We start from the raw sequence: 15607 nt of genomic DNA on the forward strand, positions 1-15607 counted from the left end.
GGGCCCGCCTCAGTAGTCGCGGGTACCGATCCGGGCGGCCGCTGCGGTGAGCAGCGCCAGGGTGTAGGCGGTGGCCACCACGAGGCCGCCAGGATCACCGCTGGTCGCGTCGCGGGCGGCCGAGAAGAGCAGGAACCCCGAGAGCGACTCCGCGCCCGGCGAGTACGTGGCCGCCGCCAGGGCGAACAGGGGCTCCACCAGCAGGGAGTCGAGCAGGAGCAGACCGGCGGGGATGGCGGCGGTACTCGTGAGCCAGCCCAGAGCGGCACCCGCCCAGCAGAGCAGGATCAGGGCGAGGAGGTGATGGGTGAGGACGGAGGGGATCAGGCCGACCGGGACGGGACGGCCCAGGGCGAGCGCCGCCCCGAAGGCCAGTGCCGTCTGGGTGAGGCCGACCGCGGTGCTGAGAGCGGCCAGGACGACCAGGCGGGCCAGGGCCAGGCGTCCCCGCCGGGGCTCCACGAGGAGAAGGACCGTGGCCAGGTGGTAGCGGGTTTCCTCGAGAACGGAGACGACCCCGATCAGCATGACCGGTAGGCCGACGAACGGGAGCAGCGACGCGGAGCCGGCTCCGGTGAGGGCCGCCGTCGCGGCCCCGGTCTCCAGATCTCCCGAGGACTCGGTCGCGATGACGAAGAGGGCCGCGACTGTGCCGGCCAGGACGGCGAGGGGAACGAGGATCCGCAGCGGCGGCAGACTGAATATCCGCCGCGCCTCCATCCGTACGGTGTTGCCCACGTTCGCTGCTCGTCCCTCGTCGATCGTTCGTCAGTTATGGAATCTCGGGGTGGGAACGTCCTGCCCCGGCGGTGAAGACGGAGTCGGCCGCGGTGGCCTCGAGGAACGCGTCCTCCAGCGAGGAGGTGTGGGACGAGAGTTCGTGCAGGGTGATGCCGTAGTGAGCTGCGAGTTCGCCGAGTTCTTCCAGGCCGGCTCTCCCGGTGACGACCAGCCCGTCGGGCCCGTGCGGCTCGACCGGGCCGATGTGGTTGGCCCGGAGGCATTCGGCCAGGTGCTGGAGGTGAGGTGAGCGCATCACCACGTAGCGGTGTGTGAACCTCTCGACGAAGTCGCCCAGCCGACCCTGAGTGATGATCTGGCCTCGGCCGAGCACGATGACTTCGTCTGCGGTCTGTGCCATCTCGGCGAGTTGGTGCGACGACAACAGCACCGTTCGGCCCTGCGCCGTGAGCGAGGTGAGGAAGTCGCGCAACCAGCGGATGCCCTGGGGGTCGAGGCCGTTCGCCGGCTCGTCGAGAATGAGGTACTCCGGGTCGCCGACCAGGGCCGCGGCCAGGGCCAGGCGCTGTTGCATGCCCAGGGAGAACTCGCCGCTGCGCTGCCGGGCGACATCGCTGAGCCCCACCAGATCGATCACCTCGTCGACCCGGCGATTGCTCGCACCGGCCGCCGCGGCCAGCATGTGGATGTGGGCCCAGGCGGTGCGGCCGGGATGGTGTGCCGTCGGGTCGAGCATGGCTCCGACCGTGCGGGAGGGATGCCTCAGCTGATGTATCTGGCGACCGCCGAACGTAGTGGACCCACTGCCGCGAACCAGTCGCAGCATGAGGCGCATGGTGGTGGACTTACCGGCCCCGTTGGGGCCGAGGAAGCCGGTGACGACACCGGGGCGTACCTCGAACGACAGGTTGCGCACCGCGTGGACGCCGTTGAACTCCTTGTTCAGCCGGCGGGCACTGATGGTCAGACTGTCGCTCCTTCATCGGATGAAAGTGGCGCCCCAGCGCCCCGATCGGGTTGAAGTGGGGCAAAAGTTACACAGGGTGCCAGCTTTTTCCGGCGCTCGGGCCGACCGGGATGTGGTGATCGCCACGGCCGCCCGAATGCCGCGGGCCCGCGTTGGCCGGACACCCGACGGGGCGGCTCGGGTCGCATCCGGGTTTTCGCGTCGCTTCCTGCACCGGGAACGGTGGTGGTGACCCGGCCCGGACGGACGATGGCGGTGCGCCGATAACGATGTGACGCCGAAAACCCACCCGATTCATTACTCCAGGTCGACACGCCGTCACGCTGAGAAACGGCCTGTTTGGCCGACTACCTCTCTGGCCTCAGATTTAACGCGCTGACCTGCGGATATAGAGAATCGTCGCAGGTCAGCGCGTCGAATTGATGACGGAGCCCTGGTTCACTAGCCTCGACGGCGCGATCGCTACGATCACAGCGATTGCCAGGGACGTCGGCCGAGTCCGGCGCCGCTCAGTAGACAACGGTGTTGTCCGTACATCCAGTGCGGGCAATGGCGGTCCGAAGGGCGGCGCGGACCCGGCCGGGCACCTGCCGGTCAGGCAGCCGCGTCGGTTCCACGTGGTTCGGGACTGCTGGTCCGGGGTTGGCCGTCACGCCAGACGGCCCTGACCCTGGCCAGCGCCCGTTCGATGCTCCGGTGGGCTCCCGTACTCTTGCGGGATGAGCGATTCGGCCGTGGTCGAGCCCGGCGTCGGCAGCAATCTGGGCCGCGAGGCCGGCCAGGCCGATATCGCTCATCCGGTGAAACCCCAGACCAGGTCCCGGCGCGGCCCGCTCACCCGGCTCCGGCAGGCGGGTCCCGCCCTGGTCTCCTCCCTGCGCACCTCGTCCGGCCGTCTGGCCTGGGCCCGCCTCCTGCTCGCGGGTGTCAGCGGCTACGTGCTCCACCTGGCGTTCCCGGGCATCGGCATCTGGCCGCTGGCCCCCGTGGGCGTGGCCGGCCTGGCCCTCGCCACCCGCGGCGTCAGCGGCCGGTTCGGCGCCCTGCTCGGCTTCGTCTTCGGCCTGGTCTTCTTCCTGCGCCTGATCCCGTGGATCGGCATCTACGTCGGCGCCCTGCCGTGGGTCGCCCTCAGCATCACCGAGGCACTGTACGTAGCGGCGATGGGAGCCCTGCTGCCGCGCGCCTGGCGGGCCCGTGGCGGCCTGCCCGTCCTGCTCCTGGCCTCGGGTGGGCTGTGGGTGGCGCAGGAGGCCGTACGGGGCCGCTGGCCGTTCGGTGGCTTTCCCTGGGGGCGCCTGGCGTTCTCCCAGTCGCAGGCGCCGACCGCCCCCCTGGCCTCGATCGGCGGAGCCCCGCTGGTCTCCTTCGCCGTCGCGGTCGCGGGCACCCTGCTGGCCTGGGCGGTGGTGAAGGCCCTCCTGGTGCTGCCCGGGCTGCGCTCGCGCGCCCTGCGGCAGCTGGCCCTGCCCGCCCTGGGCGTGGCGCTGGCTCTGGCCGTGATGGGCTTCGGCACGCTGATCCCCCTGCCCACCGCCGGATCGGGCGACGACAGCACCACCCGTGTGGCCGCCGTGCAGGGCAACGTGCCCCGGGCCGGGCTGGACTTCAACTCCCAGCGCCGGGCCGTGCTCGACAACCACGTCAACGCCACCATGCAGCTGGCCCAGAAGGTCGCCACCGGTGAGGCCGAGCAGCCCGACGTCGTGCTCTGGCCGGAGAACGCCAGCGACATCGACCCGTACATCAACGCCGACGCCGCGGCCGAGATCAGCGCCGCGACCGACGCCATCGGCGTCCCGATCCTGATCGGTGCCGTCGTGCAGGGCCCGGGCGACTACGTGTCCAACACCGGCATCGTCTGGCGGCCCGGCCAGGGCGCGGGCACCGGCGACGACAGCACCTACGTGAAGCGGCACCCGGCGCCGTTCGGCGAGTACATGCCCTACCGCGACTTCTTCCGGCTCTTCAGCAGCAAGGTCGACCTGATCTCGAAAGACTTCGTCTCCGGCGACAAGCTGCGCGACAACCCGGTCGGGGTGATGCGGATGGGCAACGATGATCAGGACGGCCAGGTCCGGGTCGGCGACGTGATCTGCTTCGAGGTCGCCTACGACAGCCTGGTGCGCGACTCGGTCAGGGCGGGCGCCACGATGCTCGCGGTGCAGACCAACAACGCCACGTTCGGCTACACCGACGAGAGCGTGCAGCAGCTGGCGCAGTCGCAGTTGCGGGCCATCGAGTCGGGGCGGACGGTGGTCAACATCAGCACCGTCGGAGTCAGTGGCATCATTCTCCCGGACGGAACGGTGGTGGCCCGTTCCGGGCACTACACCCAGGACGTTCTGGAGGCCACGGTCCCGCTGCGGACCGAGCTGACGATCGCGACCCGGGTGGGGGAGTGGCCGGAGTGGATCCTCACCGCGCTCGCGCTCGGCCTGGTGCTCGGCACCGCGCTGAGCCGTCGTGAAAAGACCAGCTGAGAGAGGCGAACTTCCCCGCATGACTTCGCAGGCCCGGTCCGGCCGGGTGCTGGTGATCATCCCGACCTACAACGAGCTCGAGAACCTGCCTCTGATCCTCCGCCGCCTGCGCGCGGCCGAGCCCGAGGCTCACGTGCTCGTCGCCGACGACAACAGCCCGGACGGCACCGGTGAGCTCGCCGACCAGCTGGCCGCGGCCGACGACCACGTGCACGTGATGCACCGGGCCGGGAAACAGGGGCTGGGCGCGGCGTACATCGCCGGCTTCGAATGGGGCCTCGAGCAGGGCTACGACGTGCTCGTCGAGATGGACGCGGACGGCTCGCACCCTCCGGAGCAGCTGCCCGACCTGCTCGACCGGGTGGAGGCCGGCGCGGACCTCGCGATCGGCTCCCGGTACGTGAACGGCGGCAGCTCGGTGAACTGGCCGCGCCGCCGCCAGCTGCTCAGCAAGGGCGCCAACACCTATGTGGCACTGGCCCTGAATCTGCACGTGAAGGACTCGACCGCCGGGTTCCGCGCGTTCCGCCGCACCACCCTGGAGAAGCTCGACCTGCATGACGTGGACTCGCAGGGGTACTGCTTCCAGGTCGATCTGACCAAGCGGGCAATTCGGCAGGGTCTGCGCGTGGACGAAGTACCGATCACGTTCGTTGAACGAGAGCACGGTACGAGCAAGATGGACCAGGCGATCGTGGTGGAGGCGTTGTGGCAAGTGACACGGTGGGGCGTCCGGTACCGGAGCGCCCAGGTCAGCAGGCTGGCCAACCGGGCGGTGGGTCGTACACCCGGGCTGCCGGGGGAACCGGAGAAGCAGGCGCACGACCCCAGCAACGCCGGCGGCCCGGCGGCCGACTGAGGTGGTTCCTGGCGGCGGCCCTGTTGCTGCCGCTGCTGGAACTGATCATCGCGATCGAGATCGGCACCGTGATCGGTGGCCTGGCCGTGTGGGGGCTGTTCCTACTCGGCTCGGTCGTCGGCGCGACCATCGTGCGGCGTCAGGGCGTCGCGGCCTGGCGCGCGCTGACGTCGTCGATACGCTCGGGCACGCCGCCGAGCCGTGACCTGGCCGACGCGACGATCCTCATCCTCGCGGGCATGCTGTTCACCTTCCCGGGCTTCGCCACCGACGTGGCGGCGCTGTTGCTGGTGCTGCCGTTCACCCGGCCTCTGGCCCGTCGGCCCCTGGAGCGCTACTTCCGCCGGGCTGCGGCCGACCAGGCCAGCATGCGCAGCGCCTACGTCAACCGCGTCCAGTTCGGCCCCGGAGTCCCCGGTTCGGGCGCCGCGGGCGCAGCCGGACCGGCCGGCGCTCCGGGTGCGGGCCGCTTCGGCGCCGGATTCGGCCGCGACGACGTGATCCAGGGCGAGGTCGTGGACGAGGGCAACGAGCGCCCCTGACCCCACCGTGAGCTCGAACACGTTCGCGCCTCGGCTGCGGCCCCTCCTCCCTTCGCGGTCATGCAAAGTGTCCCCCCACAGACCATTCTGTGGGGGACACTTTGCATGACCACGAAGAAGGGTAAGAGGGAAGGACGGCCGGGGCTCAAGGTTCTGTGGGCTCAGGGCTCAGGGCTCAGGGCTCAGGGCTCAGGGCTCAGGGCTCAGGCTGAGGGCTTCAGGGGTGAGGACCGAGGTGCGAGGGGTGGGGGCTGTGCGTCTGGGCTCTGGAGCGGGGTTGCCCGGGCCCGGCCGGCCACCTGTGGGCCGTGACCTTCGAGCGAAGGGCTCGACGTCGTCCTTCATGGGGGACCGGACGCGAGAAAGCCCGGCCTCCCCATCGGGGGAGATGCCGGGCTCTGCTCGTGTAGTGGCGCTTCGCGCGCGTTATGCCGAACGACGTCCGTTGAACCGGCCGGAGCGCAGTAGCGCCAGCCGCTCTTCGAGCAGGGTCTCCAGTTCGGCAGTGGTGCGACGTTCCATCAGCATGTCCCAGTGCGTACGAGCGGGCTTGGTGGCCTTCGGTTCCGGGAGCTCGGCGTCTTCGCGTAGTGCGAACTCGCCACAGCGGCATTCCCAGAGCGGGGGCACATCAGCTTCCATCGCCATCGGAACAACGATGGAGTGCCCGTTCTTGCAGTGGTACTTGATGTCCTGACGGGCGGCCGGCTGAATTCCCGACTCGCTCTCCAGGCTCGAGGCTCCAAGGCGCGTCCCGCGCATGCTCCGCTCACCCATGACGGCTCCCTCCGCGACTGACGGCCAGTCTCACATTCGCACAACGCCGGGGTCCGGCGAGATGTTCCTGTGATGTGTCGTCGTGATCCGCTCATCGGACGACTCATTTCGTCAACCTGAGCGTACAGAGCGTTATTCCATTGAGATAGAGGCTGGGCGAAATATCTCAGCATGTAGTCAATGGTCGATCGCACGCAGTGACAATATTGCCGGGAGTGACGTCAGATGACTGCAGGTACCGGGTTCCCGGCCTGCGTGATGCCCTTCCCGACGTTCACCCGGTTGAGCAGCAGGCCGCCGACCACGAAGAACGCGATGAGCACGATGATGGCGTACCGGTAGGAGTGGGTGAGCTGGAAGGTGAGCCCGAAGGCCAGCGTGCCGAGCCAGCTCGTACCGCGCTCGCAGGCCGCGTAGAGGCTGAAGTACTCCGCCTCCCGACCCCGCGGGATCAGGTGGCTGTACAACGACCGCGACAGCGCCTGGGTGCCGCCCAGGGTGAGGCCGATCAGGGCGGCGAGGAAGGCGAACGGCAGGAACTGACCGTGCGGCAGGAAGTAGCCGATGCCGATGACGCCGCACCACACCACCAGGCTGGCGCGCACCGTCGCGTAGGCACCGGTCCGGGCCGCGATCCGGCCGAACGACAGGGCGCCGATCACGGCCACGAACTGCACGATCAGGATGGCCAGGATGAGCTGGTCGGAGCTCAGGCCGAGCTGCTCCTGGGCGTAGATGCCGGAGGCGTAGATGATGGTCTGGATACCGTCGTTGAACACCAGGTAGGCGATCAGGAAGGCCATCGTCTGCGGGTAGCCGCGCAGGTGCCGCAACGTGTCGCCGAGCTGGCGGAACGCGGCCCGGGCGCCCGAGGCCGCGCCGGCGGAGACCGGGTCGACCGGGTCGACCGGCGGCCGGTCCCGCAGCCGGCGGTAGGGGACGATGGTGAACAGGCCCCACCACAGACCGGCGAGCAGCAGGTTGAGCCGCACCGCGCCCTCGGTGGACAGGCCCACCGCGTCGTGGGCGGTGACCAGGACCAGGTTGACCACCAGCAGCAGGGTGCCGCCGACGTAGCCGATCGCCCAGCCCCGGCTGGAGACCCGGTCGCGCTCGTCCGGGCCGGCCACGTCGATGAGCAGCGAGTCGTAGACCACGATCGAGCAGGCGTACGCCAGCGTGGCGATCAGCTGCAGTGCCACCCCGAGCTGCCAGTTGTCGCCGCTGAGGAAGACCATGGCGGCCCCGGCCGCCGAGCCGGTCCAGGCGAAGTACGCCAGCATCGAGCGCTTGCGCCCCGAGCGGTCGGCCAGCGCGCCCACCAGGGGGAGCAGCAGCGCCGAGAACAGGGTCGCGAAGGTCACGGTGTACAGCGACAGCGAGCCGGGCGAGACCGGAACGCCGAGCACGTGCAGCGAGGTGTCACAGGCCAGGTCGGTGTCCTGCCCGGGGCAGGCGTCCCGCTTGGCCAGCACGGTCAGGTAGGGGCCCAGCAGCACCGTCAGCGTGGTGGTGAGGAACGCCGAATTGGCCCAGTCGTAGACGTACCAGGCCCGCTGCTGTCGGCGGCTCTCGTCGGCGTTGCTGACGCCCGGATCAGTGGTCACCGGCACATCATGGCGGCACCGGTGCCCCGGCCGGGCGAACGATGATCAAACAGCCGCTATCCGCCGAACTCCCAGTGCCACGGCTCCGGCCGGGAGCCGCCCGGCTGCGCCCAGGCCGGGTGGAACCAGCCGAACACCGGGGCGTTGACGAACAGCCACTCGTGCTCCGGCGTGCCGAAGCTCTGGATGCCGCCGCACAGGTCGGTCGCGGTGCCCCAGCCGTGGTTGCTGGTGCCGGGCCGGGCCGCCAGCTGGGGCTTGGTGGCGTAGAGCCGGACCTGGGTCGCGTAGTCGCGGTAGGAGTCGGTGACGCAGATCGGCGTGCCGAACTGCTGGGCATAGGCGTTGCTGAGCTGGTCGAACGTAAAGGCGGCGTCGGCCCGCAGATAGTGCCCGGGGGCGGTGGCCAGGGCGCACAGCGCCGTCAGCGGGATCTCGCCGTTGGGGTAGCCGGCGACCTCGGCCGTGCACGACCCGGTGACGCCGGTGACGATGTTCGCCGACGGGTCCGGTGACCGATCCGCCTGCAGGGCCGCCCGCAACTGCCGTTCCTTCCTTTCCGCCGCGCGCACCCGGCCCCGGCTCGAGCCGAGGGCGGCCTCCGCGTCGTCCAGGATCCGCCGCTGCCGGGCGACGGCGTTGTCGGCGGCTGTGCGCGCCTCGTTGGCCGTCCGGGCCGCCGCGAGGGCCGTCCCGGTGGCGCGCGCCGCGTCGGCGGCCGCCTTCTCGGCCCGGACCCGGGTCCGGCGTCCCGCGGCCAGCTCGGCCGAGCGGCTCTCACCGATGCGCCGCAGGGTGTAAAGGGTGGAGGTGAACCCGTCCGCCTCGGGCCCGCCACCATTGGTGCCGAGCAGCGTGTTCAGGATCGGGCTCGCGTTCAGGCCGCTGCCGCTCTGGTAGGACTGCCGGGCCCAGAACCCGACCCGCTCGCCGGCGGCCCGGGCCTGTGTGGTGGCGACCGCGAGTTCGTCGTCGAGCCGGTCCTCCTGGGCCTGCGCGGTCTCCAGCGCCCGGCGCGCGGTCGTGTAGGCCTCCAGGGCCTGGCTCGCGAGCAGCGCGGCGGCCTGCGCGGCCTGCCGCGCGGACTGCACGCTGCCGGCCCGGGCCCGGGCCTGGTCCCGCAGGGCGGTCACCTTCTGTGCCTGTGCGGCCAGTTCCGCGGCCGTCGGCTCCCGTTCGGCAGTGCCTGAGGACGTCGGCCCGCTCACGGAGGGCGAGGCGGCGGCGGTCCCGGGCCCGAGGACCGTCAGCATCGGCAGGAGCGTCACGAGGGCCCCGAGCAGGAGAGCGGGAGTACGACGTCCGGAACCCACCTGACGCGTCCCCTTACCTGCTTCTGATCCGCTACTGATCTGCTGCTGACCGGTCGCTGACGTGGTGCTGACGTGATTCGTCCTGCCGGATCTGGGTTCGGCCCGGTGAAGGGGCGGCTGAACGGGCAGGACCCGAGGTGATGCGGGTATCACCCGGCCGGCCCACAGGACTTCCGGCCGTGAACCGGTGACCGATGGCCGGACGAGCGACGGGCCCAAGCCCTCGACAGCCCCGGATGACGCCATAAAGTGGTGTGCGGCCCAGAAAACCCTGCACGTGAGGCGGATGCATGACCGAGTACACCTCCCTGGGGTCGCTGCAGGTCGCGACCCTTTTGAAGGAGTTCGTCGAGGGCGAGGCCCTGGCGGCCAGCGGCGTACAGGCCGATGCGTTCTGGGCCGGGCTCGAGCGGCTCATCGCCGACCTGGCGCCCCGCAACCGTGAGCTGCTGGCCGAGCGCGACCGCCTCCAGACCGCGATCGACGGCTGGCACCGGGAACGGGCCGGTCGGCCCTTCGACATCACCGCGTACGAGGCCTTCCTGCGGGAGATCGGCTACCTGGTGCCGGAACCGGAGTCGGTGCGGATCGGCACGACCGGCGTGGACGAGGAGATCGCCCGCATCGCCGGCCCCCAGCTGGTGGTGCCGGTCTCGAACGCCCGGTACGCGCTGAACGCCGCGAACGCCCGCTGGGGCTCGCTGTACGACGCGCTCTACGGCACCGACGCGATCAGCCACGAGGAGGACGGCACCGCAGCGGGGTACGACCCGGCCCGCGGCGCCCGGGTGATCGCGTTCGGCCGCGACTTCCTCGACCGGGTCGCCCCTCTCGTGGAGGGCAGCCACAGCGAGGCGGGCGGTTACTCGGTCTCCGGCGGTGAGCTGGTCGTGCACGTGCCGTCCGGCAAGACAACCTTGTCCGATCCGGCCGTCTTCGCCGGTTACACCGGCACCGCGGTCGAGCCGGACCGCCTGCTGCTGGTGCATCACGGGCTGCACGTCGAGATCGTCATCGACCGCCAGGGCCCGATCGGTCGCACCGACGACGCCGGCGTTCAGGACATCGTGCTGGAGTCGGCCGTCACCACCATCGTCGACTTCGAGGACTCGGTCGCCGCGGTCGACGTCGAGGACAAGGTGCGTGACTACCGCACCTGGCTCGGCCTGAGCCGGGGCGACCTGACCGCCCCGGTGAGCAAGGGCGGAAAGACCTCTCTGCGCACCCTGAACCGCGACCGCGCCTACGCCGTGCCCCGCAACCACGGCGAGCAGCTCACGGTGTCGGGACGGGCGCTGATGTTCGTGCGCAACGTCGGGCACCTGATGACCACCGACGCGGTGCTCGATGCCGACGGTCAGCAGGTTCCCGAGGGCATCCTCGACGCCGTCATCACCACGCTCGCCGCCCTGCCCGGCCTGCAGTCGGCCTCCAACAGCCGTACCAACTCGGTCTACATCGTCAAGCCGAAGATGCACGGGCCCGACGAGGTGGCCTTCGCGGTAAGCCTTTTCGAGCGCACCGAAGAACTGCTACGGCTGCCGCGCAACACCGTCAAGCTGGGCCTGATGGATGAGGAACGGCGCACGTCGCTGAACCTCGCCGCCTGCATCGACGCCGCGAAGGACCGCATCGTGTTCATCAACACGGGCTTCCTGGACCGCTCGGGCGACGAGATCCACACCTCGATGGAGGCCGGCCCGATCGTGCGCAAGGAAGACCTGCGCTCGCAGCACTGGCTGGCCTCGTACGAGACCCAGAACGTCGACATCGGCCTGGCCGCCGGGTTCTCCGGGCGCGCCCAGATCGGCAAGGGCATGTGGGCGATGCCCGACCTGATGGCCGACATGCTGCAGCAGAAGGTGAGTCAGCCCCGCGCCGGCGCCACCACGGCCTGGGTGCCCTCGCCGACCGCCGCCACGCTGCACGCCCTGCACTATCACGAGGTGGATGTCCGGGCCGTGCAGGAAGAGCTGTCGAGCAGAGGACGACGCACCTGCGTCACGGATCTGCTGCAGCTTCCGCTCGGGTCGCCCCAGGAGTGGGACGAAGAGGTGCGGGCCGAGCAGGTCGACAACAACTGTCAGTCCATCCTGGGGTATGTGGTGCGCTGGGTCGATCAGGGAGTCGGCTGTTCCAAGGTGCCCGACATCCACGACGTCGGGCTCATGGAAGACCGCGCCACCCTGCGTATCTCGAGCCAGCTGCTGGCGAACTGGCTGCGCCACGAGGTGATCTCGCCGGAGCAGGTGCGCGAGAGCCTGGCCCGGATGGCGGCCGTGGTCGACCGGCAGAACGAGGGCGACCCGCAGTACCGGCCGATGGCCGGCGACCTGGAGGGAAGTCAGGCCTTCCTGGCCGCGAGCGACCTGATCTTCCTCGGCGCTCAGCAGCCCAGCGGGTACACCGAGCCGATCCTGCACGCCCGGCGCCGGGCGGCGAAGGCGGTCAACTCGATGACCCACGCGCACGGGCTGGCGGTGGGCTGAAAACCTTTCCGTGATCATGCAAAGTGTCCCCGGGGACACTTTGCATGATCACGGAGGGTTGAGGTGGGGGTTTACAGTGCGCGCATCAGGTCTTCCAGGCGGCGCTCGCCCTCGCGGGTCTGCACGCCGGCCGCCAGTCCGCCGCGGATCAGCTTCTCCGCGGCGGGTTTCACGAACTGGCTGGCCCAGGCCGCGTGCTCTAGCAGCATGCCCGCGCTGAGATCGGCCGGGGGCAGGGCGCTCTTGGCGGCCGCGATGGTGCCCTCGGGCAGGTTCGCGATGTTGCGGGCGATCCGGTCGACGAACGCGTCGATCTCGCCGGCCGGCACGGCCCGGTTGACCCAGCCATAGCGTTCGGCCGTCTCGGCATCGAAAAGGTCTGCTCCAAGGACAATCTCCAGAGCGCGGGAACGGCTGACCCGGTCGCGCAGGTACTGGGTGCCGCCCCCGCCGGGCACGATGCCGCCGAGTGCCTCGATCTGGCCCAGGCCGGCCCGGCCGATCGCCGCGAAACTCAGGTCGGCCGCCGCGACGAACTCGGCGCCGCCGCCGCGGGCCAGTCCGGTCAGCTTGACGATCGAGACCTGGGGCAGGGCTCGTAGTGCCTCGCCGAGGGCCTGGAACACGTTGAGCCCGGCCGGTGCCCCGGCCGTCGGGTCACCGGCGGCCGGGTCGTCCACCAGGGTGAAGTCGACGTGGGCCAGGAAGAACTCGGGGTCGGCGCTCTCGAACACGACCACCCGGGTGTCCGCGTCCTCGGGCAACCCCGCCAGGAGCGTCCTCAGTTCGGCCATCAGAGCCAGGCTGAGCACGTTCACGGGCGGGTTGTCGATGACGACCCGCATCACGCCGCTCTCGCGGGTGATGTGGAGGGTCTCGGGGGTGGGGTGACTCATGGGGATCTCCTGGCGACGTCTTGCAGGTATCTGATGTATACCTAGCCTCCAAGGGGTTGACGGAGCCGTCAATAACGCACTTTCAACATCGTAAGGATCGTGGAGGATACCTGGATGACCGGCGCGATGACCGGCGCGATGACCGGCGTGACGTTCGAGATCACCGATCCGGACTGGGTTTTCCGGGTCGATTGCCCGAGCCGGCCGATCCTCGACCAGATCGCCGACAAATGGTCGGTGATGGCGATGGCGGTGCTGGAGGAACCCCGGCGGTTCAATGAGGTCAAGCGCCGGATGGAGGGCATCACCCAGCGCGTGCTCACCCAGACCCTGCGGAAACTGGAGCGCAACGGCATGATCGAGCGCCGCGTGCTGCCCACCTCGCCGGTCGGGGTGGAGTACTCGCTGACTCCGCTGGGCCGTTCGCTGCAGGAGCCGTTCGGGGTGCTCTACCGCTGGACCGTCGAGCATGCCGACGAGATCCGGCAGCGGCAGCAGGACTACGACGCCCGCACGGCTGGCTGACGAGGGCGGTAGAGGTGCCGGTAGCTGGACGGCGAAATCGTCGCGACCTTCTGGAAGTGCTGACGCAGACCGGCCGGTGAGCCGAAACCGGTTCGGAGGGCGATCGCTTCGATCGGCTCGTCGGTGGTCTCCAGCAACTCCTGGGCCAGGCGCACCCGTTGCTGGATCAGCCACTGCAACGGGGTGACGCCGGTACGCCCGCGGAAATGCCGGGCGAAGGTGCGCGGGGACAGGTGGGCCCGGGCGGCGAGATCGGCGACGGTCAGGGGTTCGTGCAGGCGCTCCAGGGCCCAGCCCAGGGCCACGCCGAGCGGGTCGTCACCGGTGGTGCCGATCTGGGCCGGGGGCACGAACTGGCGCTGGCCCCCGTCGCGGTGCGGGGGAACCACCATGCGCCGGGCCACCTCGTTCGCGACCGCCGCACCGTGGTCGAGGCGTACCAGGTGCAGGCACAGGTCGATGGCCGCACCGGTGCCGGCGCTGGTGTGCACGTCACCGTCGCTGACGTAGAGCACGTCGGGGGTGAACTGCACCCCGGGGAAGCGATGGGTGAAGTCGACGGCGTTCATCCAGTGCGTGGTGGCCCGGCGCCCCTGGAGGATCCCGGCCTCGGCCAGCAGGTACGAGCCCGCGCAGATGGAGACGATGCGCGCCCCGCGATCGTGGGCCCGGCGCACGGCGGCGACCAGGTCGGGCGGCGGCTTCAGCTGATGGGCCCGGTTCATGGCCGGGACCAGCACGGTGTCGGCCTGCTCCAGGGTGCCCAGATCGCCGTCGGGAGTGACGGCGAGGCCCGCCGCCGTGCGGTATCTGGGCTGTGCACCGCAGAACCGCAGCTCGTACCAGGGGTCCACCAGATCGGACCGGTCGATCCCGAATACTTCACAGGGCACGGCAAACTCGAACATCGGCATGCCGTCGGTGAGGGCGAGCGCAACCGTGTGCATGCGATGCACGGTACTGGCAGGAATCCAGCGCCGGAAGGCATTTCTGCCACTGTCGAGGCCCGGTGCGCCCGGACCACAGTGAGCGCATGACAGCATCCTCACCCGGCGACGCCCCTCCCAACCTCCGTGATCATGCAAAACCTCCCCAGCGTTCTAGAACTCTCTGGGCCACCGTTCTAGAACTCCGGGGAGGTTTTGCATGATCACGGACAAGGTGTTGGCTCGCGAACGTGCCGCCGGGCTGGGGGTCGGGCAGGGGACGGCTCTTTACGTCGGGGCTGTTCTGGGGACCGGGGTCATCGCTCTGCCCGCGCTCGCCGCGAAGGCGGCGGGACCCGCGTCCCTCATCGGCTGGCTGCTCATGGTGGCCGCCTCCGCGCCGCTGGCCTTCACGTTCGCGGCGCTGGGGGCCCGGCACCCGGACGCGGGCGGGGTGGCCCACTACGCCCGCCTGGCGTTCGGCCCGCGGGCCTCGGCCGTGGTCGGCTGGTGCTTCTACGCCGCCGTGCCGCCGGGTTCCTCCGCCGCGGCCTTATTCGCCGGGTACTACGTCGAGTCGGCCGTCGGGGGAGGGCGTGCCACCGCGATCGTCACGGCCTTCGCGATGGTGCTCACCGCGGCGGGGGTGAACTGGTTCGGCGTGCGGGTCTCGGGCCGGGCGCAGCTGGCCCTGTCGGTGCTGCTGGTCGGCTTCCTGCTGGTCGCGGTGCTCTTCGCGCTACCGCACGCCGATCCGGGCCACCTGGAACCCTTCGCGCCGCACGGGTTCGCGGCGATCGCCCCGGCCACGGCGCTGCTGGTCTGGAGTTTCGTCGGCTGGGAGGCGATTACCCATCTGACCGGGGAGTTCCGCGACCCGGGCCGGGATCTGGCCCGGGCCACGGCGGCGGCCGTGGTGATCGTCGGGGTGATCTACCTGGCGGTGGCCCTGACCGTGATCCTCGTGCTCGGACCGGCTGCGGCCGACTCGGCCGCGCCACTGGGTGAACTGCTGGCGGTGGCTTTCGGTGGGAACGCGCGGGTGCTGGCGGCGGTCGCGGCCGTGCTGCTGACCTTGGGCACGATGAACGCCTACTACGCCGGCGCGGCCAAGCTCGGGGCCGCGCTGGGACGGGACGGGGCTCTGCCCGCCTGGCTGGGGAGGGGAAGCCGGGCGGGCGAGGTGCCGCGCCGCAGCCTCGCGGCGAATGTGGTCGCGTCGCTCACGGTGCTGGGAGTGGTCAGCGCGCTGGACCTGGATCTGGGCTCGATCGTGCTGGCGACCAGCGGCCTGTTCGTCACCGTGTACGCCGTCGGGGTGGCGGCGGCCCTGCGCCTGCTCGAGCAGCGTGTGGTCGCCGGGATCGCGATGCTGACCGTGCTCGCCCTCCTGGCGATGACCGGTGTGCATCTGCTCTGGGCGCTCCTCGTCGCGGCGGCCGCGCTCGCCTATGGTGGCTGGAAGGTCCCTCGACGCTGAGG

General features: G+C 70.3%; 13 protein-coding genes. 6 read left to right on the forward strand and 7 right to left on the reverse strand.

What is annotated here, in order from left to right:
* Positions 1-9: 9 nt before the first annotated feature.
* Positions 10-738 (reverse strand): hypothetical protein, encoded by a 729-nt coding sequence (locus tag QSK05_RS25615; RefSeq protein WP_285599873.1) that lies wholly within the window; start codon positions 736-738, stop codon positions 10-12.
* Positions 739-772: 34 nt separating this feature from the next.
* Positions 773-1657, reverse strand: coding sequence for an ABC transporter ATP-binding protein (locus QSK05_RS25620; protein WP_285599874.1), 885 nt, complete (start codon positions 1655-1657; stop codon positions 773-775).
* A gap of 770 nt (positions 1658-2427) precedes the next feature.
* On the opposite strand from QSK05_RS25620, the gene lnt reads away from it, so the two are divergent.
* From lnt to QSK05_RS25635, 3 genes are read left to right on the forward strand one after another with little or no spacing between them, the layout of a single operon-like run.
* Complete coding sequence (gene lnt, locus QSK05_RS25625; RefSeq protein ID WP_285599876.1) at positions 2428-4191, forward strand: apolipoprotein N-acyltransferase; 1764 nt, start codon at positions 2428-2430, stop codon at positions 4189-4191.
* A 19-nt stretch (positions 4192-4210) separates the two neighbouring features.
* Complete coding sequence (locus tag QSK05_RS25630) at positions 4211-5050, forward strand: polyprenol monophosphomannose synthase (protein ID WP_285599877.1); 840 nt, start codon at positions 4211-4213, stop codon at positions 5048-5050.
* Positions 5051-5073: 23 nt separating this feature from the next.
* A complete protein-coding gene (locus QSK05_RS25635; protein WP_285599878.1) occupies positions 5074-5592 on the forward strand; it encodes an FxsA family protein in 519 nt (172 codons plus the stop codon).
* 426 nt (positions 5593-6018) lie between these two features.
* On the opposite strand, the gene QSK05_RS25640 is transcribed toward QSK05_RS25635, so the two are convergent.
* The 3 genes from QSK05_RS25640 to QSK05_RS25650 all read right to left on the reverse strand — a co-directional run bounded on the left by QSK05_RS25640 (position 6019) and on the right by QSK05_RS25650 (position 9289).
* On the reverse strand, positions 6019-6369 hold the full coding sequence (locus QSK05_RS25640; protein WP_285599879.1) for an RNA polymerase-binding protein RbpA: 351 nt from the start codon (positions 6367-6369) through the stop codon (positions 6019-6021).
* A gap of 221 nt (positions 6370-6590) precedes the next feature.
* A complete protein-coding gene (locus tag QSK05_RS25645) occupies positions 6591-7976 on the reverse strand; it encodes an MFS transporter (RefSeq protein ID WP_285599880.1) in 1386 nt (461 codons plus the stop codon).
* A 56-nt stretch (positions 7977-8032) separates the two neighbouring features.
* A complete protein-coding gene (locus QSK05_RS25650) occupies positions 8033-9289 on the reverse strand; it encodes a M15 family metallopeptidase (protein ID WP_285599881.1) in 1257 nt (418 codons plus the stop codon).
* A 290-nt stretch (positions 9290-9579) separates the two neighbouring features.
* On the opposite strand from QSK05_RS25650, the gene QSK05_RS25655 reads away from it, so the two are divergent.
* Positions 9580-11778: a malate synthase G gene (locus QSK05_RS25655; RefSeq protein ID WP_285599882.1), complete on the forward strand. Its 2199-nt coding sequence runs from the start codon at positions 9580-9582 to the stop codon at positions 11776-11778.
* A 71-nt stretch (positions 11779-11849) separates the two neighbouring features.
* Here the strand turns inward: QSK05_RS25655 and QSK05_RS25660 are convergent, their stop codons facing one another.
* Positions 11850-12674 carry an enoyl-CoA hydratase/isomerase family protein gene (locus QSK05_RS25660; protein WP_285599883.1) on the reverse strand — a complete coding sequence of 275 codons (825 nt, stop codon included), beginning with the start codon at positions 12672-12674 and terminating at the stop codon, positions 11850-11852.
* A 138-nt stretch (positions 12675-12812) separates the two neighbouring features.
* Here QSK05_RS25660 and QSK05_RS25665 point away from each other — a divergent pair, with 138 nt between their 5' ends.
* Positions 12813-13199: a winged helix-turn-helix transcriptional regulator gene (locus QSK05_RS25665; protein ID WP_352302600.1), complete on the forward strand. Its 387-nt coding sequence runs from the start codon at positions 12813-12815 to the stop codon at positions 13197-13199.
* Here QSK05_RS25665 and QSK05_RS25670 read toward each other — a convergent pair.
* Positions 13175-14146: a GlxA family transcriptional regulator gene (locus QSK05_RS25670; protein ID WP_285599886.1), complete on the reverse strand. Its 972-nt coding sequence runs from the start codon at positions 14144-14146 to the stop codon at positions 13175-13177. The two genes, QSK05_RS25665 and QSK05_RS25670, sit on opposite strands and share 25 nt — an antisense overlap.
* Before the next feature lie 199 nt (positions 14147-14345).
* Here QSK05_RS25670 and QSK05_RS25675 point away from each other — a divergent pair, with 199 nt between their 5' ends.
* A complete protein-coding gene (locus tag QSK05_RS25675; RefSeq protein WP_285599887.1) occupies positions 14346-15605 on the forward strand; it encodes an amino acid permease in 1260 nt (419 codons plus the stop codon).
* Positions 15606-15607: the final 2 nt, after the last annotated feature.

This window comes from Kineosporia sp. NBRC 101731 (assembly GCF_030269305.1).
Classification (GTDB): domain Bacteria; phylum Actinomycetota; class Actinomycetes; order Actinomycetales; family Kineosporiaceae; genus Kineosporia.

What these genes read in the sequence shown, in the direction of transcription:
- lnt (WP_285599876.1), top strand. Translation starts at nt 2,428, where the DNA reads ATGAGCGATTCGGCCGTGGTCGAGCCCGGCGTCGGCAGCAATCTGGGC.
- QSK05_RS25630 (WP_285599877.1), top strand. Translation starts at nt 4,211, where the DNA reads ATGACTTCGCAGGCCCGGTCCGGCCGGGTGCTGGTGATCATCCCGACC.
- QSK05_RS25640 (WP_285599879.1), bottom strand. Translation starts at nt 6,369, where the DNA reads ATGGGTGAGCGGAGCATGCGCGGGACGCGCCTTGGAGCCTCGAGCCTG.
- QSK05_RS25655 (WP_285599882.1), top strand. Translation starts at nt 9,580, where the DNA reads ATGACCGAGTACACCTCCCTGGGGTCGCTGCAGGTCGCGACCCTTTTG.
- QSK05_RS25660 (WP_285599883.1), bottom strand. Translation starts at nt 12,674, where the DNA reads ATGAGTCACCCCACCCCCGAGACCCTCCACATCACCCGCGAGAGCGGC.
- QSK05_RS25665 (WP_352302600.1), top strand. Translation starts at nt 12,813, where the DNA reads ATGACCGGCGTGACGTTCGAGATCACCGATCCGGACTGGGTTTTCCGG.
- QSK05_RS25670 (WP_285599886.1), bottom strand. Translation starts at nt 14,146, where the DNA reads ATGCACACGGTTGCGCTCGCCCTCACCGACGGCATGCCGATGTTCGAG.
- QSK05_RS25675 (WP_285599887.1), top strand. Translation starts at nt 14,346, where the DNA reads ATGATCACGGACAAGGTGTTGGCTCGCGAACGTGCCGCCGGGCTGGGG.